The organism is Streptomyces sp. NPDC054842 (genome assembly GCF_053611025.1).
Genome location: NZ_JBSGZN010000062.1, coordinates 21,659 through 42,687, shown reverse-complemented (window position 1 = coordinate 42,687; position 21,029 = coordinate 21,659). Strand labels below are relative to the sequence as shown.

Sequence of the window (21,029 nt, the reverse complement as noted above, 5' to 3'; positions counted from 1 at the left end):
GGTCGGCGAGCAGGTCCGTGCCCACCTGCTCGGGCCGGGTGACGAACGTCGCGTGACCGCCGGCCAGCCCGGCCAGCGCCGACAGTTCGGGCATCCGGGCGTCGGAGCCGAAGCCGAAGCACGATACCGCCCGGGGCGCACGGGGGCCGGGCGGGAGCCAGTGGGCCCCCGCCCGGACGGCGCTACGGCGCGCTGCGCTGCCCCGGCAGGCTCGGGCGGCCCGCCGCGTAGAAGTCCTGGCCGTGCTTGGCCGGGTCCGTGGACAGCGAGGTGGACGGGCCGACCGCGCCGGCGGCCGCCGTACGCCGGGTCTGCAGCGGCACCGGGCTCTCCTGGTGCAGCGCGGGAGGCGGCCCGGGCGGCCCCGCGGAGCCGTCCATGTCGGAGGGCCGGTCGCCCTGCGGACGGCGTGCCCGGTAGGCGGCGCGGTACGCGGCGGGCGACGAGCCGAGCTGGCGGCGGAAGTGCCCGCGCAGCGCCACCGGCGAGCGGAAGCCGCAGCGGCCCGCGACCTCGTCCACCGAGTAGTCCGACGTCTCCAGCAGCCGCTGCGCCTGGAGCACCCGCTGGGTGATCAGCCACTGCAGGGGTGCGCTGCCGGTGAGACTGCGGAAGCGGCGGTCGAAGGTCCGCCGGCTCATGTAGGCGCGCGCGGCCAGGGTCTCCACGTCGAACTGCTCGTGGAGGTGCTCCAGCGCCCAGGCGACGACCTCGGCGAGCGGGTCGGCGCCGATCTCCTCGGGTAAAGAGCGGTCGAGGTAGCGCTCCTGACCGCCGCTCCGGCGCGGAGGGACCACCAGGCGGCGGGCCAGCGCGCCGGCCGCCTCGTTGCCGTGGTCCGTCCGCACGATGTGCAGACAGAGATCGATTCCGGCCGCGGTGCCGGCCGAGGTCAGTACGTCCCCGTCGTCCACGAACAGCTCGCGTGGGTCGACGTGCACCGACGGGTAGCGCTTGGCCAGCGTCGGCGCGTACATCCAGTGGGTGGTGGCCGGCCGTCCGTCCAGCAGTCCGGCGGCGGCGAGCACGAAGGCGCCGGTGCACAGCCCGACGATGCGGGCGCCCTCCTCGTGCGCCCGGCGCAGCGCGTCGAGCGCCTCCTCCGGTGGCGGTGAGGTGATCGACCGCCAGGCCGGCACGACGACGGTGCCCGCCCGTGAGATCGCCTCCAGCCCGTGCGGCGCGGTGAGTTCGAGGCCCCCTGTGGTCCGCAGTGGGCCTTCCTCACCCGCGCTCACCAGGAGGCGGTAGCGCGGTACGCCCGCGTCCTGGCGGTCGATGCCGAACACCGACAGCGGTATGGAGCTCTCGAAGATGGGGCCGCCGCTGAACAGCAGCACCGCGACGATCTCCTTGCGGCGTCGCCCGGAGAGTTTCCGGGCCGCGGCTTCCGGCGCGGCAGCGGAGTCGTGGCTCATACTGCTAAGCCCCCCTCGGTGGTCGCGGCACCCTTAACCTTTCGGGTCTGTCGCTCCAACACGTTTCCCCTCGGTCCTGCACGAGTCCCCCGCCGTAAGACAGTCATGATCGAATCTACTGTGTCGTGTGGTGCCGGCGTGACCAGTTCACCATCCGGCACATTGTCGACATGGCAACTTGGCGTGAAGCATTCGATCACGAAGCGTTGCACTCGTGGGCCGTGCAGGGAAGTGCGCCTTGTGCCAGTGGCCGGTCCCCATAGGGTGCGCATGTCCCCGGCGACCCTTTCCGTGCAGGTGGAACGGGGGTTGGGGGGTCGTTCGACCAAGCCATGCGCCGGTCAGTGAAGTTGGCTGAAAAGAAGCGGGGGCGTGCGCACAAACCGGTCAGTCGACCGGCGTATCTTCCGCTGCCCGGCGACCACCCCTGTGCGCCCCGGGACCGTTCCTCCCGTGTGCCCCGGCGGCCCCGTGGAAACCTCCCCGCCCGCCGTGGCCGCCGGCCATCGCGTGCGCGCCGCCCCGTCCGCGCTCGCCCCTGCCGGGGCCCTCGCCCGGGGGCGGACCGGTCCGGCCGTGCCGCCCGCGGTACTGCGGCTCCTCCTCCGCGCGCAGCCGGGCGGCGCCCCGTTCGGACTGCCTCAGCAGCATCCGGCAGGCGGCGGTCACCGCTCCGAGCCCCAGCGCCGTACCGGCCGCCCCGGCGAGCGAGGTGCCGTACAGGACGAGCACCACGGGGACCAGGACGCAGCTGAAGGCCGCCCAGCGCACCACGTCGCTCGCCGTGTCCTGCGGCGGTGGCGCGGGCGGACGCGCCGCGGGGGCGGGCTGGGACGCGGTCTCCGGTACGGGCACGGTGTGCTCCCTGGTGCTCCAGTGCTTCCCGAGGTCGTGGCTCACCCGGTTCAACGCGTGTTCGAGCGGCCGGTCACTGCCCGGGCACCGGAGACCGGCCGGGGCCTGAGCCGCCCGCCGGGTGGACGCCCCGGTGAACCCTGCGCAAACCGCCTGTACGGGGCAGCAACCATTGCGTTACGGGCGCCCGCTCATGCATGCTCCCTGGAACCCCGCGCAGCAGGTGCGGGATATGGGCAGAGGAGGCGTGCCGCCGTACCCTTGGGGGTATGGGGTTGGGAAGGTGATTCCCGGACAGCTCCGCCGCTCTCTGTCGTCCCACCCACGAGGATCCACACGCCGAGACACTCATGGCCGGTCACGAATTCTTCGATCCAGCGGACCGCAAGCGCCCGCTCGCCGATCCCACGGCGGCCGAGCCCTTGGCGGCGGATGAGCCACGTCGTTCCTGCGACCCCGCGTTCAAGCACGGCGTCGTCGTCGGCTTCGACGGCTCCATGTCCAGCGAGCGCGCGCTCGCGTACGCGATCGGCATGGCCCACCGTTCCGGTTCGGGCCTGATCATCGTGCACGTGGCCAACCGGCTGCCGACCACCGTCTGGGCGGGCTGCGAGCCCCCCGTCTTCGTGGACGTGCCGGACCACCGCACCGAGGTGCTCGGTCTTGAGCTCGCCTGCGCGGAGTACCTGTCCGAGGTCCCCTGGATCCTCGTCGAGCGCGGGGGCGACATCTGCCACGAGCTCGAAGAGGTGGGGCAGGAGTACGAGGCGGACGCGATCGTCGTCGGCTCCACGCACGGCATCGTGGGGCGCCTCTTCGGCTCGGTGGCCGGACGGCTCGCCAAGCGCGCCAAGCGCCCCGTCATCGTCATCCCGTAGCGCACTGCACGTTCCGCGCACTGCACGTTCCGCGCACCGCCCGCTCCGCGCACCTCCGACGCGCAACTCCCGGCCGAACAGGGCGGCATGAGGCGCGGACCGGCCAACTCCCTTGCCGACAGCCCGAATCTACTCGCGCGTAGAGGTGTTTGTGCCTTTGTGAAGGGCATATACCGGTCGCCGGTCCTCGCCCTTTCAGGGACGCGCCGCCGGCCGGGGGGTGACGGCCACCGGCTGAAGCAGGCGCGGGCCGGGGCAATGGGCGGCCCCGGCCCTGACAGAGCGACCCCCTGCGCGAAGGTGGCACACGCAGGGGGTCGTTCACGCTCGGAGGGACTCAAGTCCCGTCTCCGGCAGGCGGATTACTCCACCGTCACCGACTTGGCCAGGTTGCGCGGCTTGTCGATGTCCCGGCCCAGGGCCAGCGCCGTGTGGTAGGCGAGGAGCTGGAGCGGGATGCCCATGAGGATCGGGTCGAGCTCGTCCTCGTTCTTCGGGACGACGATGGTCTGGTCGGCCTTCTCCTGCTCCCGGTGGGCGACGGCGAGGATCTTGCCGCTGCGGGCCTTGATCTCCTCCAGGGCGGCGCGGTTCTTCTCCAGCAGGTCGTCGTCCGGGACGATCGCGACGGTCGGCAGGGCGGGCTCGATGAGCGCGAGCGGGCCGTGCTTCAGCTCGGAGGCGGGGTAGGCCTCGGCGTGGATGTACGAGACCTCCTTCAGCTTCAGCGAGGCCTCGCGGGCCACCGGGTAGCCGCGCACCCGGCCGATGAAGAGCATCGAGCGGGCGTCGGCGTAGCTCTCGGCCAGCTTCTTGATCTCGTCCTCCTGCGCGAGGATCTCCGAGATCTGGCCGGGCAGCCTGCGCAGTCCCTCGATGATCCGCTTGCCGTCGCGCACCGACAGGTCGCGGGTGCGGCCCAGGTGCAGCGCGAGCAGCGCGAAGGCCACCGTGGTGTTGGTGAAGCACTTGGTGGAGACGACGCAGACCTCGGGTCCCGCGTGCACGTACATGCCGCCGTCGGCCTCGCGGGCGATCGCCGAACCGACGACGTTGACCACGCCGAGGACCCGGGCGCCCTTGCGCTTCAGCTCCTGGACCGCCGCCAGCACGTCGTAGGTCTCACCCGACTGGGAGACGGCGACGTAGAGGGTGTCCGGGTCGACGACCGCGTTGCGGTAGCGGAACTCGGAGGCGGGCTCGGCGTCCGCGGGGATGCGGGCCAGCTCCTCGATCATCTGGGCGCCGATCATGCCCGCGTGGTACGAGGTGCCGCAGCCGAGGATCTTGACCCGGCGCACCGCGCGGGCCTCGCGGGCGTCCAGGTTCAGGCCGCCGAGGTGCACGGTGGAGAAGCGGTCGTCGATGCGGCCGCGCAGCACGCGGTCCACGGCGTCGGCCTGCTCGTGGATCTCCTTGTGCATGTACGTGTCGTGGCCGCCCATGTCGTACGACTCGGCCTCCCACTCCACGGTGGTCGGCTCGGCCGTGGTGCGGGTGCCCTCGGTGGTGTACGTGCGGAAGTCGTCGGCCTTGAGGGTGGCCATCTCGCCGTCGTCGAGGGTGACGATCTGGCGGGTGTGGGTGACGAGCGCGGCGACGTCCGAGGCGACGAACATCTCCTTCTCGCCTATCCCGAGGACCACGGGGGAGCCGTTGCGGGCCACCACGATGCGCTCGGGGAAGTCGGCGTGCAGCACCGCGATGCCGTAGGTGCCCTCGATGACGCGCAGCGCGTCGCGGACCTTGTCCTCCAGCTTCTCGGCGCCCGAGCGGGCGATGAGGTGGGTGAGGACCTCGGTGTCGGTCTCGGAGAGGAACTCGACGCCGTCGGCCTCCAGCTTCCTCCGCAGGTCGCCGGCGTTGTCGATGATGCCGTTGTGGACGACGGCGACCTTGCCGTCGTGCGAGAGGTGCGGGTGCGCGTTCACGTCGGAGGGGGCGCCGTGGGTGGCCCAGCGGGTGTGCGCGATGCCGGTGGTGCCCTTGAAGCGGGCGGGGACCTTCGCCTCCAGGTCGCGGACCCGGCCCTTGGCCTTCACCATCTTCAGGCCGGCCGCCTTGGGGGTGGTGACGACGATGCCCGCCGAGTCGTAGCCCCGGTACTCCAGGCGCTGCAGGCCCTCCAGGAGCAGTGGCGCCACGTCACGCCTGCCGATGTAACCGACGATTCCGCACATACGTCTTCAGGTTCCCCTCTGTCGTTCTGTTCGCTGTGTCTTTCGGGTCCGCCGTCGGGCGGTCAGCCGTAGACGATGCGGCGCAGCTGCCGGAGCGTGAGCTCGGGCGGCGCGACCGCGCGGTACTTCAGGTCCGCCTCGATCCGTTCGAAGATCGACGTGTTCACCAGGCCCTGGGCCTGGAGCTCGCGGTGGCGGCGACGGACGTACTCCTCGGTCGTCTCGTCGAAGTAGGCGAGCACGTCCTGGACCACCCGCAGTGCCTCGCCCCGGTTCAGGGGGGTGGAGCGCGTCAGATGATCAACAAGTTCGTCGTGCACCCGATGATCCTGGAGTACGAGAAGGTGATTCGCAAGAATCCTGCCCGATATCGGGCAGAGGGCTGTTGAAACTCTTATGGACGGCTGTTCGCGAGCCGTCCACCCCGCGTCCCGCGCAGCGTTGCTTGCCTGGAGCAACTTCTGGCCACATGGACATACCACGCATGGGCGTACCGGAGCGGCTCGCCGACCGGATGAGCATGGCCGAGCAGCACGAATACCTCCGGACGCGCTTCTCGCGGCGCACGATGATGCGCGGCGGCGCCGTCACCCTCGGCGCCGTCGGCGGCGGCGTCTTCGTACCGGGCGCGAGCGCGCGGGCCGCGTCGCCCGCCCGGGCGGCGAGCACCGGACAGGCCGGGAAGACCGAGAAGGTGGACGGCGCCCTGGTCGCCCCCTTCGGCCGCCACCTCGCCTACGGTGCCGACCCGCGCACCGAGATGACCGTCTCCTGGCAGGTCCCGGTCGCCGTCCGCAGGCCCTACATCCGGATCGGCGCCCACCCCTGGGACCTCTCCCGCAAGATCGAGGCGGAGGTCCGGGAGCTGTTCACGCCGGCCGGCGTCGGCGCGAGCGGCGACCACACCCAGTACTACCTGCACGCCCGCCTCACCCGGCTGCGCCCGGGGAGGACCTACTACTACGGCGTCGGCCACGACGGATTCGACCCGGCGTCCGCCCACCTCGCCGGCACCCTCGGCACCTTCACCACCGCCCCCGCGCACGCGCGGCCGTTCACCTTCACGGCCTTCGGCGACCAGGGCGTCAGCTATCACGGCCTGGCCAACGACAGCCTGATCCTCGCCCAGAACCCCGCCTTCCACCTGCACGCGGGCGACATCGCCTACGCCGACCCCGCGGGCCAGGGCAGGAGCGGCGACACCGGCTTCGACTCGCGCACCTGGGACCAGTTCCTCGCGCAGACCGAGTCGGTCGCCAAGCAGGTGCCGTGGATGGTCAGTTACGGCAATCACGACATGGAAGCCTGGTACTCGCCCAACGGCTACGGCGGCGAGGAGGCGCGCTGGCAGCTGCCGGAGAACGGCCCGGACCGGGCGAACCTGCCCGGCGTCTACTCCTTCACGCACGGCAACACCGCCGTGATCTCGCTGGACGCCAACGACATCTCCTTCGAGATCCCGGCCAACCTCGGCATCTCCGGCGGCACCCAGACGAAGTGGCTGGAGGCGCAGCTCCAGAAGTACCGGGCCGCGAAGGACATCGACTTCGTCGTCGTCTTCTTCCACCACTGCGCGTACTGCACCTCCACCGCCCACGCCTCCGAGGGCGGGGTGCGCGACGAGTGGGTGCCGCTCTTCGAGAAGTACACCGTCGACCTCGTGATCAACGGCCACAACCACGTCTACGAGCGCACCGACGTCGTCAAGGGCGGCAAGGTCGCCAGGGAACTGCCGATCGGCGGCACCGCGTACCCCGAGACGGACGGCGTGGTGTACGTGACGGCGGGCGCCGCCGGGCGCAGCCTGTACGCGTTCAGCGCCACCGAGTCCTACCAGGGCCACGAGAAGGACCTCGAGTCGGTGTCGTCGTTCGTTTGCGTCGACGGCGGCAGGCAGGACGAGACGGTCGCCTGGTCGCGGGTGCGCTACCTCGACTACTCGTTCCTGCGGGTCGACGTGACGCCCGCGCCGAAGGGCCGCACCGCCACGCTGACGGTGCGCGGGATCGCCGAGACGGGCGAGGAGGTCGACCGGTTCACGGTGGCCCGCCGGGTCTGAACCACCGGGGCGGCGGTCCTCACGTCCTCCTGGGGGCCGCCTGCTCGGCCGGCGCGAACTCCTCGTCCGTCAGCCCTGCCTGCTTCCCCGCTCGAAGGGGATTCCGCCAAGGCCTCCAGCGGGACGGCCGGTTCACCCGGTGTCCGGCGCGGCAGGCCGACGTTCTTGTCGCGGCCCGGGGTCAGGGGCAGGGCGTCGCCCTCGAAGCTCCAGGTGCCGTCCCGCTGGATGATTTCCGCCATGAGGGGGATCGTTCCACCGGCGGTGCGGGAGAGTGGTCTATACCGATCCGGGTCCGCGCCAGGGGACCCCGCCGGAGCTCGTGGAGCTCCATGGAAGGGAGCGCATGTGAGACAGCACCACAGAACGCCCCGCCTGCTCGGTACGCTGCTGCTCGTGGTGGCTGCCGGTATCTCCGCCGTCGGCGCGGCTCCTGCCGCGGCCGGCACCGTCCCCGTCCCGCTGGACCGGGTCGTCCCGGCCCCCGTCTCGGCCGAGGCGAAGGGGGCGCCGTACCGCATCACCGGCGACACCCGCATCCGCGTCGACGACTCACCGCAGGCCCGCCGCGTAGGCGAGTACCTCGCGGACGTGCTGCGGCCCTCCACCGGCTACCGGCTGCCCGTCACCTCGCGCGGCGGGGACGGCATCCGGCTCCGCCTCGGCAACGGCTCCGCGCGGGCGCTCGGGGACGAGGGCTACCGCCTCGACAGCGGCAGGTCCGGCGTCACCATCACCGCCCGCAAGGCCGCCGGGCTCTTCCACGGCGTCCAGACGCTGCGCCAGCTCCTGCCGGCCGCGGTCGAGAAGAGGTCCCCGCAGCCGGGCCCCTGGCTCGTCGCGGGCGGCACCATCAAGGACGCCCCGCGCTACGGCTACCGCGGCGCGATGCTCGACGTGTCCCGGCACTTCTTCACGGTCGCCCAGGTCGAGCGCTACATCGACCAGCTGGCCCTCTACAAGATCAACAAGCTGCATCTGCACCTCTCCGACGACCAGGGCTGGCGCATCGCCGTCGACTCCTGGCCGCGCCTGGCCACCCACGGCGGCTCGACCCAGGTCGGCGGCGGACCGGGCGGGTACTACACGAAGGACCAGTACCGGCAGCTCGTGCGGTACGCGGCCGCACGCCACCTGGAGGTCGTCCCGGAGATCGACATGCCGGGCCACACCAACGCGGCCCTCGCCTCCTACGCCGAGCTGAACTGCGACGGCGTGGCCCCAAAGCTCTACACCGGCACGGAGGTCGGCTTCAGTTCGCTGTGCGTCGACAAGCCGGTGACGTACGACTTCGTGGACGACGTGATCCGGGAGCTGGCCGCGCTCACGCCGGGCCGCTACCTGCACATCGGCGGCGACGAGGCGCACTCCACCAGCCACGCCGACTACGTGGCCTTCATGGAGCGGGTGCAGCCCGTGGTCGCCCGGTACGGCAAGACGGTGATCGGCTGGCACCAGCTGACCGGCGCCACCCCGGCCAAGGGCGCGCTGGCCCAGTACTGGGGACTGGACGGCACGAGCGCCGCCGAGAAGGCCCGGGTCGCCGAGGCCGCGCGGAACGGGACCGGGCTGATCCTCTCCCCGGCCGACCGCGTCTACCTCGACATGAAGTACACCGCGGACACCCCGCTCGGCCTCGACTGGGCGGGTCTCGTCGAGGTGCGGCGGTCCTACGACTGGGATCCGGGCGCCTATCTGCCCGGCGCCCCCGCGTCGGCCGTCCGGGGTGTCGAGGCGCCGCTGTGGACCGAGACGATCGAGAACTCGGACCACATCGAGTACATGGCGTTCCCGCGTCTGCCCGGCGTGGCCGAGCTGGGCTGGTCGCCCGCCCCGGCCCACGACTGGGACACGTACAAGGTGCGGCTCGCCGCGCAGGCGCCGCGCTGGGAGGCGCTGGGGATCGACTACTACCGCTCGCCCCAGGTGCCCTGGCCGGCCGGCTAGGGCCTGTCGTCTGGATCATGCCGGCGTCGCGGGGTCTGGCACGCACATCTGCGGCGTTGTCGTCGGTCGCCGAAGCTCCGCTTCGACTCCCTCCTCCGCCTTGCAGCTGCACGCACCAGACCCCGCTCGGGTCGGCCAAGACGAACCGTCCGTCAAGGCCGGCCTGATCCAAACGACAGACCCTAGTCCGCCGGACGGAGGTGGGGCCGGGGCCCGGGAGGACCGTCTCCCGGGCCCCACCCGGCTTCAGAGGCCCGCGAGGGGGTTCTTCAGGGTGCCGACGAGCTGGAGCGCGCCGGACGGGTCGGCCAGGTCCACCATCTGCCGGTTGTCGCGCAGTTGAAGGCGGTTGAGGCAGGACAGCGCGAACTCGGGCGCGAACAGGTCGTACTGGCTGAACTTGTCCGCGAGTTCGGGCGTCGCGTCCTGGTACTCGCGCACGCACTCGGCGACCGTCCGCCAGAAGGCGTCCTCGTCGAGGATGCCCTCGGAGGCGAGGTTCGCCGCGAGGAAGCGGAAGAAGCAGTCGAAGACGTCCGTGAAGATCGACAGCAGTTTCGTGTCCTCGGGCACCTCCACGCGGATCCGCTCGACCGCCGGCGGCAGCACCGCGTCCGGGTCCATGACCGCGATCTCCTCGGCGATGTCCTTGTAGATCGCCCGCCGTACGGCGCCGTCCTCCAGGACCAGGATCACGTTCTCGCCGTGCGGCATGTAGACGAGGTCGTAGGCGTAGAAGCTGTGCAGCAACGGCGTGAAGTAGGCCCGCAGATAGCCGCGCAGCCACTCCACGGGGCCGAGGCCCGACCGCTCGATCAGCGCGCCCGCGAAGGACGCCCCCTCGTGGTCGACGTGGACGAGCGAGGCCATCGTCGCCAGCGACTCGCCCTCCCGCAGCGAGGGCACCGGGCTCTCGCGCCACAGCGCGGCGAGCATCTTGCGGTACGGGGAGTAGCGGTCGGTGGCGGCCTCGTACTCCAGGTGGCGGTAGCCGACGGCCGCCCGCTCGCGGATGATCGACAGGCCGGTGGACTTGAGTACCGGGTCGTTGTCGACGAGCTGCGCGAGCCAGTCGTTGATGGCCGGGGTCGCCTCCATGTAGGCGGCCGAAAGCCCGCGCATGAAGCCCATGTTGAGGACCGACAGCGCGGTCTTCACGTAGTGCTTCTCCGGCGCGCTGGTGTTGAAGAACGTCCGGATCGACTGCTGGGCCAGGTACTCGTCGTCGCCCTCGCCGAGGCAGACCAGGTGGCGCCGGGCGACCTCGGCGGCGAAGGTCACGGTGAGCTTGTTCCACCACTGCCAGGGGTGGACGGGGATGAACAGGTAGTCGGCCGGGTCGAGTCCCTCGGCGGTGAGCGTGGCGTGGAAGCGCCGCACGGTGTCCTCGCCCAGCTCCTCGCGCACGAAGGACTCGTACTCGATGCCGACGCCCGCCGTGAAGGCGGCCCGCGAGCGGTGCGCGGCCAGCCACACCAGCCGGACCGGGCTCGCGGTCTCGGGCGCGTACGAGAGGTACTCGTGCACGCCGAAGCCGAGCCGGCCGTTGTTCGCGACGAAGCAGGGGTGGCCCTCGGTCATCCCGGTCTCGATGGCCTGGAAGCCGCTTCCCGCCAGGTCGGCGGAGCTGATCCGCGGCTTGGTGAGTTTGAAGCAGGTGCCGGAGAGGGTCGAGGAGATTTCCTCCAGGTAGACCGGCAGGACCTCGTCGCTCAGGCCCAGCGACGACCGCAGCTCGATGACGAAGTCCAGCGCGGCCAGCGGGAGTTCGCGGCCGTCGCGGTGGCGGGTGACGGACGCGGCGTCCACCTCCCAGTGGTCCAGCGCGCGGCGGCGGGCGGTGAAGCCGTAGCGGGTGAGCCCGTCGTCGCTGTGGACGGTGTAGCGGTCGCCGCCCTGCGGCTGCGGTGTGATCAGCCGCTCGTGGGCGAACTCGGCGAGGGCCTTGCGGATCAGCAGGCGGTTGGCCTCGGCCCAGCGCTCGGGGGAGAGGTGGGCCACGGCGTCGGACAGGGTCATATCGCCACTCCTCGGACGGCGGCGAGGACCGCCGCCTCTCGGGCCGCCAGGTACTGCTTCCGGGTGCAGAAACTCAGCAGCGCCCGCTTCTCCGGCTTGTCGATCTCGCGGTCGGGGACGAAGCCGACGGCCGCGTTCAGCGCGTGCACCGCCTTGTTGGCCACGTCGGGCTCCACCACGACCCGCCGGGTGCGCGGGTCGGCGAACAGCTCGTCCATCACCGCGGTGATCACCGCGCGGGTGAACCCGTGCTCGGGGGTGTCCGTCGGCGGCACCAGGAAGTGCATGCCGACGTCGCCCGGCTCGGGCTCGTACAGGCCGACGAGCTCGACGTACCTGGGGTCGTAGCGCTCCATCAGGAACGCGGGCTCGCCGTCCCGCAGCCCGAGGAACGCGTCGTGGTGCTCGTGCGCGGCGATCGCCATGTACTCGCGCTCCACGTCCTGGAGCTTCGCGTCCTGCATCATCCAGAAGGCCGCCTTGGGATGCGTGACCCAGCCGTGCAGCAGCCCGGCGTCCTTCAGAGGGTCGAGCGGGCGGAAGGTGAAACGGGTGCTCATACGGCGAACTCCTGGAACGCGATCGTCTTCTCGACGGGGTAGTACTCGGTGCCGAGCAGCTCCCGGATGATGTACGCGTTGCGGTACGCGCCCATGCCCAGGTCGGGGCTCGTGATGCTGTGGGTGTGCACGCCGGCGTTCTGCAGGAAGATCCCGCGGCCGGTGACGTCGACGGCGTAGTTGCGGGCCACGTCGAAGTTGTTCCGGGAGTCGTACCGCAGCCGGTGCCTCACCGGCTTCAGGAACTCCGGCTCGGCGTACTTGTAGCCGGTGGCCAGGATCAGGCCCTGGGAGGTCAGCTCGTAGTCCTTCTGCTGCTCCTGCTGGCGCAGTCCGAGCGTGTACGTGCCGTCCCGGTACTCCGCTCTGTCCAGCGAGGAGTTGGTGAGCAGCCGGGTGGGGACCGGGCCGCCGACGTTCTTCTGGTAGAGCAGGTCGAAGATCGCGTCGATCAGCTCGCCGTCGATGCCCTTGAACAGGCCCTTCTGCTCGGACTGGAGGCGGTAGCGGGTCGGCTCGGGCAGCGCGTGGAAGTAGTCGACGTACTCCGGGGAGGTCATCTCCAGCGTCAGCTTGGTGTATTCGAGCGGGAAGAAGCGCGGGGAGCGCGTCACCCAGTTCAGCCGGTAGCCGTGGACGTCGATCTCGCTCAGCAGGTCGTAGTAGATCTCCGCGGCGGACTGGCCGCTGCCGACCAGTGTGATCGACTCCTTCCGCTGGAGCTCGTCCTTGTGCTGCATGTAGCGGGAGTTGTGGATGAAGTCCCCGCCGAGACCGGCGCACGCCTCCGGGATGTACGGGGGAGTGCCGGTGCCGAGGACCAGATGGCGGGCGCGGTACGTCTCGCCGCCCTCGGTGCGCACCGCGTACACCTCGGCGCCCTCGTCGTAGGTCACCTCCGCCACCGTCGTGCCGAAGCGGACGCTGCTCAGCTTCGAGGCGGCCCAGCGGCAGTAGTCGTCGTACTCGACGCGCAGCGGGTAGAAGTTCTCCCGGATGTAGAACGCGTAGAGGCGGCCCGACTCCTTCAGGTAGCTGAGGAAGGAGTACGGGGAGGTCGGGTCGGCGAGGGTGACCAGGTCCGACATGAAGGGCGTCTGGAGGTGGGCGCCCTCCAGGAACATGCCGGAGTGCCACTCGAAGTCCGGCTTGGACTCCAGGAAGACGCCGTCCAGTTCGGCGATCGGCTCGGTGAGGCAGGCGAGGCCGAGGTTGAAGGGGCCCAGCCCGATCCCCACGAAGTCGTGCACGCGGGTGGATTCAGGAAGCGCGGTCAAGGGACTCTCCCAGGTACTGCTCGGCGTGGCCGGCGATCAGACCGAGTACGGCGGCGATGTCGTCGGCCGTGGTCTCGGGATTGAGCAACGTGAACTTGAGGTAGTGGCGGCCGCCGACCTTGGTGCCCGCGACGACGGCGTCGCCGGAGGCGAACAGGGCCTTGCGGGCGTACAGATTGGCGCGGTCGATCTCGGCCGGGTCGGTGACCGCGGCCGGGATGTAGCGGAAGACGAGGGTGGACAGCGACGGCCGGACGACCACGTCGAAGCGCGGGTCGGCGGCGAGGAGTTCCCAGCCCTCGGCGGCCAGGTCGCAGACCTCGTCGAAGAGCTGCCCGATGCCGTCGGCGCCCATCATGCGCAGGGTCATCCACAGCTTGAGGGCGTCGAAGCGGCGCGTGGTCTGCAGGGACTTGTCGACCTGGTTGGGGATGCGCTCCTGCACCATGCGGCGGGGGTTGAGGTACTCCGCGTGGTAGGTCGCGTGGCGCAGGGTGGAGGCGTCGCGCACCAGCACCGCGGAGGAACTCACCGGCTGGAAGAAGGACTTGTGGTAGTCGACGGTGACCGAGTCGGCGCGCTCGATGCCGTCGAGGCGGTCCCGGTTCTTCAGCGAGGTGAGCAGTCCGCAGCCGTAGGCCGCGTCCACGTGCATCCAGGCGCCGAACTGGGCGCACAGCTCCGCGATCTCGGGGAGCGGGTCGATGGAGCCGAAGTCGGTGCTGCCGGCGGTGGCGACGACCGCCATGGGGACGAGGCCCTCGCGCTTGCAGCGGTCCAGCTCGTGCGCGAGGGCGACGGTCTGCATCCGCTTGTCGTGGTCGACGGGGACGGAGACGACGCTGTCCGCGCTCAGGCCGAGCAGTTTGGCGGACTTCTTGACGCTGAAGTGGCTGACCTCGGAGGCGAAGATGCGCAGGGACCCGAGGTCGTCGGTCTTGGCCTCCTCGCGGGCCAGCAGCAGCGCCTGGAGGTTGGACTGCGTGCCGCCGCTGGTGAAGACGCCGTCGGCGGCCGGGCCGAGGCCGATGCGCTGCGCGGTCCAGTCGACGAGCCTGCGCTCGATGAGGGTGCCGCCGGCCGACTGGTCCCAGGTGTCCAGCGAGGAGTTGACGGCGGACAGGACGGCCTCGCCGAGCACGGCCGGGATGACGACCGGGCAGTTGAGGTGCGCGAGGTAGCGGGGGTGGTGGAAGTAGACGGCGTCCCGGAGGTAGACCTCCTCCAGTTCGTCGAGGACCGCGGTGGTGTCGTGCAGCGGGCGGTCCAGGTCGATCCGGTCGATGCGGGGCGCGAGCTCGTCGACCGTGACGCCGGTGAACGGACGGTCGGTGGTGGCGAGTTTGGCCGCCACCCGCTCGACTCCTTCAATCACGGATCGGCGGTACCGGTCCGCGGTCGTGTCATTGAGCAGGTGCGAGCGCATGTGGGGGTCCTCCGTGCGGGAGAGTCCGAGCCGGACGGGAGCGGGGGCGGGACAAGAGAAAGGGGCGAAGTCGCGCGTTCAACTTAGGTTAGCCTAACCTAAGTCGATCGTGCGACCCCACCCCACCTGCGTCTTTCAGGGGCGAGCGCCTCCGTGCGGCGCGCGGCTCACTCCTGCTCCCGCAGTTGCTCCTCGGTCAGCCCGCGCCGCCAGTAGCCGACGAACGTGACCCGGCGGCGGTCGACGCCGCACTCGCGCACGAGGTGCCGGCGCAGCGCCTTGACGCAGCCGGACTCGCCGGCGATCCAGGCGTACGGCGCGCGTGCGGAGGGGAGACCGGCCTCCCGGATCAGGTCGAGGGCCAGGGGAGCGGAGGTGTCCTCGGCGGCGCGGGGAGCCTCGGCGCGCACCAGCCAGGTGATCTCGGCGTCGGCGTCGGTCACGACGTCCTGGATGTCGCCGGCGGCGGGGACCTCCAGCCAGGCACGGACGCGCGTCCCGGCCGGCAGTGATTCGAGGACGGCCGAGGCGGCGGGCACGGCCGTCTCGTCGGCCCACAGGACCACCAGGTCCGTGTCCTCGGGCGGACGGAAGCGGATCGCCCTGTTGTCCTCGACGGCCGGGCCGAGCAGCAGGACGCGGTCACCGGCACTCGCGCGGGCCGCCCAGCGCGAGGCGGGCCCGGCGGGGGAGGCGGCGCCGGGGTCCACGCCGTGCAGCGCGAAGTCGATGTCGATCTCGGTGGTGCGGCCCAGCGCGTCGCGGCGCAGCCCCCGCAGGGTGTACGAGCGCATCACCGCCCGTACGTCGTCCGGGAGTTCGCGCCACCCCTGCCACCAGCCGTCGCCGAGCTCGACCGGGACCGCGGGCTCGGTCTGGCCCGGGTGCGGCAGGAAGAGCGACAGGCTCTGGTCGCGGCCGTCGGACAGGAAGGCGTGCAGGTCGGAGCCCGCGAAGGTGACGCGGAGCAACGACGGGCCGAGCCGCCTCGTCCGTGCCACCTGGAGGGAGAAGAAACGGAACGGGGCGGCCACGGCCGTCGTCATGTGTGCTCCTGAGTTGTCGTCAGGGGGCGGTTGTCGTTCCGGGCGGCCCGGCCGGGGCCGGGCCGCCCGGCGGTGGGTCAGCTGACCTTCTTGGCCTTCTCGATGGCGGCCGCGAGGTCCTCCAGGATCGGGGCGCACTTGTCGTAGGAGAAGATCGGCTCCGTGACCCGGGGGATCACCTGGCCCGCCTTCACGGCCGGGAGCTTCTTCCAGGTGCCCTTGGTGATGTCGGCGGGCTGGATGGTCGCCGAGCGGTTGTCCATCATGATGATGTCCGCGTCGTACTTGTCGACGTTCTCCCAGCTCAGGTTCTCGAACCAGCCGCCGCTCGCCTTCAGCGTCTTCGCCGGGGGCTCGACGATGTTCACACCGAGCGCCTTGAAGTACTCCAGGTCCACGGAGAGGTTGGAGCCGGAGACGTAGAAGATGTCCTGGCTCGCGGAGCCGATCAGGACCTTGATGTCCGGGTTGGCCTTGGCGGCCGAGCGCAGTTTGGCGGCCGCGTCCTCGAAGCGCTTCTTGGCCTTGGTGACCTTGGCGGACTTGACGTCGGCGCCGAGCGACTCGGCGAGGGCCAGCATCCGCTCCAGGGGCCCGGTCATCTGCCGGTCGTAGACGGAGATGCCGACGCTCGGGGCGCCGACCTTGGCGATCTTGTCCTTGGACTCCGCCGGGACGTACCAGAGCGTGCCCGCGTCGTCGAACATCGTGGAGACCAGGACGTCGGGCGCGAGGGCCGCGTACTTCTCGATGTTGAACTGGCCGTACTCGTTGCCGAGGATGGTCAGCTTGCTGATGTCCATGTCGCCGGCCTGGACGTCGGCCTTGCCGTCCTTGGTCTTCGTCGGGCCGAAGACGCCCTTGACCTCGATGCCGTAGTCGAACAGGGCGGCGGCGACACCGGTGAAGGCGACGATGTTCGCCGGGACCTTGTCGGCCTTGGCGGTCTCACCGCGGTCGTCCTTGAAGGACCAGGGGCCCGACTTGGCCGACGCCGAGGCCTTGCCCGAACCACCGCTTTTCGCGTCGTCGTCGCCGCACGCGGCGAGCGCGGCGCCGAGGCCGAGGGCGCCGCCCGCGGCCAGGACGCCGCGGCGGGAGAGGAGGTTGGCACGGGGCTTGGGCATGAGTGTGGCTGCTTTCGGCACGGGGCTGGGCGCCCGCCGGACAAGTTCGAAGGTAGGTTAGCCTAACCTCAGAACTTGTCCAGAGGGCGGGGCGCCGGCCACCGTCCCGCAGCCCCGCGGGACGGCCCGTGCCGGTGCGTCAGCCCACCAGGCCCAGCTCCCGCGCGATGAGCATCCGCTGCACCTCGCTGGTGCCCTCGCCGATCTCCAGGATCTTGGAGTCGCGCCACATCCGGGCCACCGGGTACTCGTTCATGAAGCCGTACCCGCCGTGGATCTGCGTCGCCTCGCGCGCGTTGTCGACGGCGACGGTGGACGAGTACAGCTTGGCGAGCGCGGCCTCCTTCTTGAACGGCTCCCCGCTGACCAGCCGGGACGCCGCGTCACGCCAGGCGAGACGGGCCGTGTGCGCCTTCATCTCCATGTCGGCGATCTTGAACTGGATCGCCTGGTAACCGCCGATGCTGCGCCCGAACGCGTGCCGTTCCTTGGCGTACTTGACCGACTCGTCCACACAGCCCTGCGCCAGTCCCGTCGCGAGCGCCGAGATGGCGACCCGGCCCTCGTCCAGGATGCGCAGGAACTGCGCGTACCCGCGGCCCTCCTCGCCCAGCAGGTTCGCCGCCGGCACGCGGACGTCGGCGAAGGACAGCTCACGGGTGTCCGAGGCGTTCCAGCCGACCTTCGAGTACGGGGCGGCGACCGTGAACCCCGGGGTGCCGGACGGCACGATGATCGAGGAGATGCGCGGCCGGCCGTCCGCCTTGCGGCCGGTGACCGCGGTGACCGTCACCAGTCCGGTGATGTCCGTACCGGAGTTGGTGATGAAGCACTTCGTGCCGTTGATCACCCATTCGTCGGTGTCCTCGTCGAGCCGCGCCGTCGTCCGGGTCGCGCCCGCGTCCGAACCCCCGTCGGGCTCCGTCAGCCCGAAGGCGCCGAGCATCTCGCCGGAGCAGAGTCGCGGCAGCCACTCGGCCTTCTGCTCGGGCGTGCCGAAGAGGTGCAGCGGCATCGCGCCGAGCGAGACCCCGGCCTCCAGCGTGATGGCCACGGAGGAGTCCACCCGGGCCAGTTCCTCCAGAGCGATGCCGAGCGCCAGGTAGTCGCCGCCCATGCCGCCGTACTCCTCGGGGAACGGCAGGCCGAACAGCCCCATGCGGCCCATCTCGCGCACGATCTCGTACGGGAACTCGTGCCGCTCGTAGAAGTCGCCGATCTTCGGCGCGACCACGTCGTGCGCGAACTCCTCGACGGTGCGCCGGAGTTCTTCGAGCTCGGGGGAGAGGCGGTGGTCCATGGGGTCACTGCTCCTTGTGGGAGAGGGCTTTGACGGTGCGGGAGGGGCTCGGTCGGCCCAGCTGTCCGGCCATCCACACGCTTGTGGCGGTGAGGCGGCCGAGGTCGACACCGGTCTCGATGCCGAGGCCCTGGAGCATCCACACCAGGTCCTCGGTGGCGAGATTGCCGGTGGCGGACTTGGCGTACGGGCAGCCGCCGAGGCCGCCCGCGGAGGCGTCGACGGTCGTCACGCCGTGCTGAAGGGCGGCCAGGGTGTTGGCGAGCGCCTGGCCGTAGGTGTCGTGGAAGTGCACGCCCAGCGCGCCCACCGGGACGCCCGCGTCGCCGAGCGCGGAGAGCAGCGCGCGCACGTGCCCGGGGGTCGCCACCCCGATGGTGTCCCCGAGGCTCAGCTCGTCGCAGCCGAGGTCGAGCAGGGCACGGCAGACCCGCACGACCTGCGGGACGGGCACCGCGCCTTCCCAGGGGTCGCCGAAGCACATGGACAGGTAGCCGCGGACGTGGACGCCCTCCGCGCGCGCCCGCTCCACGACCGGCGCGAACATGGCGAGCGCCTCGTCCACCGTGCGGTTGAGGTTGGCGCGGGCGAAGGACTCCGTCGCGCTGGCGAAGACGGCGACGCGGCGGGCGCCGAGCGCGAGGGCGCGGTCGAGCCCGCGCTCGTTCGGGACCAGCACGGGAAGATCCACCGGAAGCCCGCTGATCAGGGGGAACAGCTGCTCCGCGTCGGCGAGTTGGGGCACCCACTTGGGGTGCACGAAGCTCGTGGCCTCGACGGTGGTCAGGCCCGCGTCGGCCAGGCGCCTGATGAACTCGGCCTTCACCTCGGTCGGGACGGTCGCCTTCTCGTTCTGCAGGCCGTCGCGCGCGCCGACCTCGTGGACGCGCACCCGCGCGGGCAGGCCCGGCGCCGGTACGGCCATGGGAAGGCCCTGCTGGGGCGTGGTCATGACGTCTCCTCCAGTGCCGGAGCCGCCGGGGCCGCCGCGGGCGCGGGGTCCAGCGGGGCCTCCTCCAGCGGGGTGACGACCGCCAGGACCTGGTCCATGGCGACGGTCGAGCCCGGGGTCACGTCCAGCTCGCTGACGAGGCCGGCGTGCGGCGCGGAGACGACGTGCTCCATCTTCATCGCCTCGACCACCAGCAGGCTCTGCCCGGCGCTCACCTCGTCGCCGACGGCGACCTTGACGACCGTCACCGTGCCCGGCATGGGAGCGGTGAGCGAGTCGGCGCCCGCGTGCCCGGCGCCGGTCAGGGACGCGGCCACCGGGTCGTGGTCGCGCACCTGCCAGGCGTCGCCGTCGCGGCCGATCCAGTCGCCCGCTCGGTGGAACGTGTGGCGGACGCCGTCCAGGGTCACCGAGACCCGGTCGGCGGTGACGGTGCGGCCGCCGCGCGGGCGGTGGGTGACCGCTTCGAGCCCCGGCACCCGCAACGGGAAGGCGGGCGGGGCCGGTTCGCCGCCGAGGCGCCAGCCGTCCGGCACCGAGAAGGGGTCGGTCCAGCCGGTGCCGCGCGGGGCGAGGGCGTCGAGGCGGACGGCCGCCGCGGCCTCGTACACCTCCTCGGGCACGTCACCGGGGAGCAGGGAGTCCGCCTCCCGCTCGACCAGCCCCGTGTCCAGCTCGCCCGCCACGACGGCCGGGTGGGCCAGCAGCCGCCGCAAGAACCCGGCGTTGGTCTGCACGCCCAGCGTGACCGTCCCGGCGAGCGCGGCACGCAGCCTGCGCAGCGCCGTGGCCCGGTCGGGGCCGTAGGCGATGACCTTGGACAGCATCGGGTCGTACAGGCTGCCGACCTCGGTGCCCTCGGACAGGCCCGAGTCGGTGCGCACCCCGTCGCCCTGCGGCTCCCGCAGGGCCAGCACCGTGCCGCCCGAGGGCAGGAAGCCGCGGGCCGGGTCCTCGGCGCAGATCCGCGCCTCGACCGCGTGGCCGGTGAGCGAGATGTCCTTCTGCTCGTACGGCAGGCGCTCGCCCGCCGCGACGCGCAGCTGCCACTCGACCAGGTCCAGGCCGGTGACCAGCTCGGTCACCGGGTGCTCGACCTGGAGGCGCGTGTTCATCTCCATGAAGTAGTAGGAGGACGGGTCGCCGCCGGGGACGATGAACTCCACCGTGCCCGCCCCGCGGTAGCCGCACGAGCGGGCGGCCTGGACCGCGGCCTCGCCCATCGCGGCACGGGTCGCCTCGTCCAGGAGGACGCTCGGCGCCTCCTCGATGATCTTCTGGTGGCGGCGCTGGAGGGAGCACTCGCGCTCGCCGAGGTGGATCACATGGCCGTGGCCGTCCGCCAGGACCTGGATCTCGATGTGCCGGGGCCGGTCGACCCAGCGCTCCACGAGGAGGGTGTCGTCGCCGAAGGAGGCGCGGGCCTCGCGCCGGGCGGCGGCGATCTCGTCGGCGAGCAGTGCCTCCTCGCGCACCAGCCGCATGCCCTTGCCGCCGCCGCCCGCCGACGGCTTCAGCAGCACCGGCATGCCGATCTCGCGGGCGGCGTCCGCCAGTTGGCCGTCGGTGAGCCCACTGCCCGAGGAACCCGGGACGACGGGGACCCCGGCCGCCCGCACGGTCTCCTTGGCGCGGATCTTGTCGCCCATCAGGTCGATCGCGGAGGCGGACGGCCCGATGAAGACCAGCCCGGCGTCCGCGCACGCCTGGGCGAACGCGGCGTTCTCCGCGAGGAAGCCGTAGCCCGGGTGGACGGCCTGGGCGCCCGTGCGCGCGGCGGCCTCCAGCAGCCGGGGCACGGACAGATAGCTCTCGGCGGCCGGCGCGGGCCCGATCCGCACCGCCGTGTCCGCCTCGCGCACATGGCGGGCGTCGGCGTCGGCGTCGCTGAAGACGGCCACCGACCGCACGCCCAGCTCCCGGAGCGTGCGGATGACCCGGACGGCGATCTCGCCGCGGTTGGCCACAAGTACCGTGTCGAACAT

16 protein-coding genes are annotated in these 21,029 nt (G+C 71.5%); 3 read left to right on the top strand and 13 right to left on the bottom strand.

Annotation, left to right across the window (positions count from 1 at the left end; genetic code table 11):
• Positions 1–182: 182 nt before the first annotated feature.
• The gene (locus ACWGIS_RS32785) at positions 183–1,418 is read right to left on the bottom strand and encodes a helix-turn-helix domain-containing protein (RefSeq protein ID WP_453366141.1); all 1,236 of its coding nucleotides are present in this window, start codon (positions 1,416–1,418) and stop codon (positions 183–185) included.
• Between the two features lie 387 nt (positions 1,419–1,805).
• Positions 1,806–2,318 (bottom strand): hypothetical protein, encoded by a 513-nt coding sequence (locus tag ACWGIS_RS32780; protein WP_453366140.1) that lies wholly within the window; start codon positions 2,316–2,318, stop codon positions 1,806–1,808.
• 305 nt (positions 2,319–2,623) lie between these two features.
• Here ACWGIS_RS32780 and ACWGIS_RS32775 point away from each other — a divergent pair, with 305 nt between their 5' ends.
• Positions 2,624–3,151, top strand: a complete 528-nt coding sequence (locus ACWGIS_RS32775; protein ID WP_453366139.1) for a universal stress protein — start codon at positions 2,624–2,626, stop codon at positions 3,149–3,151.
• 362 nt (positions 3,152–3,513) lie between these two features.
• On the opposite strand, the gene glmS is transcribed toward ACWGIS_RS32775, so the two are convergent.
• A complete protein-coding gene (glmS, locus tag ACWGIS_RS32770; protein ID WP_453366138.1) occupies positions 3,514–5,331 on the bottom strand; it encodes a glutamine--fructose-6-phosphate transaminase (isomerizing) in 1,818 nt (605 codons plus the stop codon).
• Positions 5,332–5,393: 62 nt separating this feature from the next.
• Positions 5,394–5,651, bottom strand: a complete 258-nt coding sequence (locus ACWGIS_RS32765) for a hypothetical protein (protein ID WP_453366137.1) — start codon at positions 5,649–5,651, stop codon at positions 5,394–5,396.
• A gap of 164 nt (positions 5,652–5,815) precedes the next feature.
• On the opposite strand from ACWGIS_RS32765, the gene ACWGIS_RS32760 reads away from it, so the two are divergent.
• Both ACWGIS_RS32760 and ACWGIS_RS32755 read left to right on the top strand, forming a co-directional pair.
• Positions 5,816–7,390 carry a purple acid phosphatase family protein gene (locus tag ACWGIS_RS32760; protein ID WP_453366142.1) on the top strand — a complete coding sequence of 525 codons (1,575 nt, stop codon included), beginning with the start codon at positions 5,816–5,818 and terminating at the stop codon, positions 7,388–7,390.
• 348 nt (positions 7,391–7,738) lie between these two features.
• On the top strand, positions 7,739–9,337 hold the full coding sequence (locus ACWGIS_RS32755; protein ID WP_453366136.1) for a beta-N-acetylhexosaminidase: 1,599 nt from the start codon (positions 7,739–7,741) through the stop codon (positions 9,335–9,337).
• A gap of 246 nt (positions 9,338–9,583) precedes the next feature.
• Here ACWGIS_RS32755 and ACWGIS_RS32750 read toward each other — a convergent pair whose 3' ends face one another.
• The 9 genes from ACWGIS_RS32750 to ACWGIS_RS32710 all read right to left on the bottom strand — a co-directional run bounded on the left by ACWGIS_RS32750 (position 9,584) and on the right by ACWGIS_RS32710 (position 21,029).
• On the bottom strand, positions 9,584–11,356 hold the full coding sequence (locus tag ACWGIS_RS32750) for an IucA/IucC family protein (RefSeq protein WP_453366135.1): 1,773 nt from the start codon (positions 11,354–11,356) through the stop codon (positions 9,584–9,586).
• Positions 11,353–11,916 (bottom strand): GNAT family N-acetyltransferase, encoded by a 564-nt coding sequence (locus ACWGIS_RS32745; protein WP_453366134.1) that lies wholly within the window; start codon positions 11,914–11,916, stop codon positions 11,353–11,355. The genes ACWGIS_RS32750 and ACWGIS_RS32745 overlap by 4 nt, the downstream gene beginning before the upstream one ends.
• The gene (locus tag ACWGIS_RS32740; protein ID WP_453366133.1) at positions 11,913–13,193 is read right to left on the bottom strand and encodes a lysine N(6)-hydroxylase/L-ornithine N(5)-oxygenase family protein; all 1,281 of its coding nucleotides are present in this window, start codon (positions 13,191–13,193) and stop codon (positions 11,913–11,915) included. Before ACWGIS_RS32740 ends, ACWGIS_RS32745 begins: the two co-directional genes overlap by 4 nt.
• The gene (gene desA, locus ACWGIS_RS32735) at positions 13,177–14,619 is read right to left on the bottom strand and encodes a lysine decarboxylase DesA (RefSeq protein ID WP_453366132.1); all 1,443 of its coding nucleotides are present in this window, start codon (positions 14,617–14,619) and stop codon (positions 13,177–13,179) included. The genes ACWGIS_RS32740 and desA overlap by 17 nt, the downstream gene beginning before the upstream one ends.
• 167 nt (positions 14,620–14,786) lie before the next feature.
• Positions 14,787–15,665 carry a siderophore-interacting protein gene (locus tag ACWGIS_RS32730; RefSeq protein ID WP_453366131.1) on the bottom strand — a complete coding sequence of 293 codons (879 nt, stop codon included), beginning with the start codon at positions 15,663–15,665 and terminating at the stop codon, positions 14,787–14,789.
• Between the two features lie 77 nt (positions 15,666–15,742).
• Positions 15,743–16,792, bottom strand: a complete 1,050-nt coding sequence (locus tag ACWGIS_RS32725) for an ABC transporter substrate-binding protein (RefSeq protein ID WP_453366130.1) — start codon at positions 16,790–16,792, stop codon at positions 15,743–15,745.
• A 139-nt stretch (positions 16,793–16,931) separates the two neighbouring features.
• Positions 16,932–18,092 carry an acyl-CoA dehydrogenase family protein gene (locus ACWGIS_RS32720; RefSeq protein ID WP_453366129.1) on the bottom strand — a complete coding sequence of 387 codons (1,161 nt, stop codon included), beginning with the start codon at positions 18,090–18,092 and terminating at the stop codon, positions 16,932–16,934.
• A gap of 4 nt (positions 18,093–18,096) precedes the next feature.
• Positions 18,097–19,044, bottom strand: a complete 948-nt coding sequence (locus ACWGIS_RS32715; RefSeq protein ID WP_453366128.1) for a hydroxymethylglutaryl-CoA lyase — start codon at positions 19,042–19,044, stop codon at positions 18,097–18,099.
• Complete coding sequence (locus ACWGIS_RS32710) at positions 19,041–21,029, bottom strand: acetyl-CoA carboxylase biotin carboxylase subunit (protein ID WP_453366127.1); 1,989 nt, start codon at positions 21,027–21,029, stop codon at positions 19,041–19,043. Before ACWGIS_RS32710 ends, ACWGIS_RS32715 begins: the two co-directional genes overlap by 4 nt.

Bases quoted from the DNA above. Each gene is read 5' to 3' on its own strand.
- ACWGIS_RS32785 (WP_453366141.1), bottom strand. From the start codon at position 1,418: ATGAGCCACGACTCCGCTGCCGCGCCGGAAGCCGCGGCCCGGAAACTC.
- ACWGIS_RS32775 (WP_453366139.1), top strand. From the start codon at position 2,624: ATGGCCGGTCACGAATTCTTCGATCCAGCGGACCGCAAGCGCCCGCTC.
- glmS (WP_453366138.1), bottom strand. From the start codon at position 5,331: ATGTGCGGAATCGTCGGTTACATCGGCAGGCGTGACGTGGCGCCACTG.
- ACWGIS_RS32760 (WP_453366142.1), top strand. From the start codon at position 5,816: ATGGGCGTACCGGAGCGGCTCGCCGACCGGATGAGCATGGCCGAGCAG.
- ACWGIS_RS32750 (WP_453366135.1), bottom strand. From the start codon at position 11,356: ATGACCCTGTCCGACGCCGTGGCCCACCTCTCCCCCGAGCGCTGGGCC.
- ACWGIS_RS32745 (WP_453366134.1), bottom strand. From the start codon at position 11,916: ATGAGCACCCGTTTCACCTTCCGCCCGCTCGACCCTCTGAAGGACGCC.
- desA (WP_453366132.1), bottom strand. From the start codon at position 14,619: ATGCGCTCGCACCTGCTCAATGACACGACCGCGGACCGGTACCGCCGA.
- ACWGIS_RS32730 (WP_453366131.1), bottom strand. From the start codon at position 15,665: ATGACGACGGCCGTGGCCGCCCCGTTCCGTTTCTTCTCCCTCCAGGTG.
- ACWGIS_RS32725 (WP_453366130.1), bottom strand. From the start codon at position 16,792: ATGCCCAAGCCCCGTGCCAACCTCCTCTCCCGCCGCGGCGTCCTGGCC.
- ACWGIS_RS32720 (WP_453366129.1), bottom strand. From the start codon at position 18,092: ATGGACCACCGCCTCTCCCCCGAGCTCGAAGAACTCCGGCGCACCGTC.
- ACWGIS_RS32715 (WP_453366128.1), bottom strand. From the start codon at position 19,044: ATGACCACGCCCCAGCAGGGCCTTCCCATGGCCGTACCGGCGCCGGGC.
- ACWGIS_RS32710 (WP_453366127.1), bottom strand. From the start codon at position 21,029: ATGTTCGACACGGTACTTGTGGCCAACCGCGGCGAGATCGCCGTCCGG.